We start from the raw sequence: 603 nt of genomic DNA on the forward strand, positions 1-603 counted from the left end.
CCGGCCGGCGGCGTGCTGGCGCACGCGGCCGGGAAGCTGCGGGAAGCCGCGTCCGCGATTCCGCAATGGGCGGATCGCGCGCGGGAGGCGCAGCGCGAGCAGGCGCGCCAGGAGCTCGCCGCGCGGCTGGCCGCGGATCTGCGGGACGGGGAGGCATGTCCCGTCTGCGGGTCGCGCGAGCATCGCGCGCTGCACCGGGAGCCGCTGGAGGCGGAGGACCGCGGCGACGCGCTGCTCCGGGGCTGGGAGGAGCTGAACGCCCGCTGCCAGCGGCTGCAGCTCGAGCTCTCGCCGCTGCAGACGCGCGCGGAAGCCGCCGCGGAACGGCTGCTGGAGACGCTCGAAGCCGGCCGTCTCGAGGACGCGAACGCTTGGGCGGCAAACTCCGGTGCCGAACCCGAACGCGGCATCGCACACGGTTCCGGCCGCGCGGCCGGCTCCGACGCCGGCCAGAACGCCGACGGCACGGCCGCTTCCGGCGCCGCGGAGCGGCTCCGCCGGGAAGCCGCCGCCGCGGCGGAAGCGGCGGTCGCGGCGCAGGCGGAATCGCTCGCCGCGTTCGCGCCGGCCGGGCCGGAGCCGTCGCCGGCGGAGGCGCTGGAC

1 pseudogene is annotated in these 603 nt (G+C 78.8%); it reads left to right on the forward strand.

What is annotated here, in order from left to right:
- Positions 1–603, forward strand: a pseudogene (locus I8J29_RS33485) (hypothetical protein); the annotation flags it as partial.

The sequence above is a fragment of the Paenibacillus artemisiicola genome (genome assembly GCF_017652985.1).
Lineage (GTDB): Bacteria > Bacillota > Bacilli > Paenibacillales > Paenibacillaceae > Paenibacillus_Z > Paenibacillus_Z artemisiicola.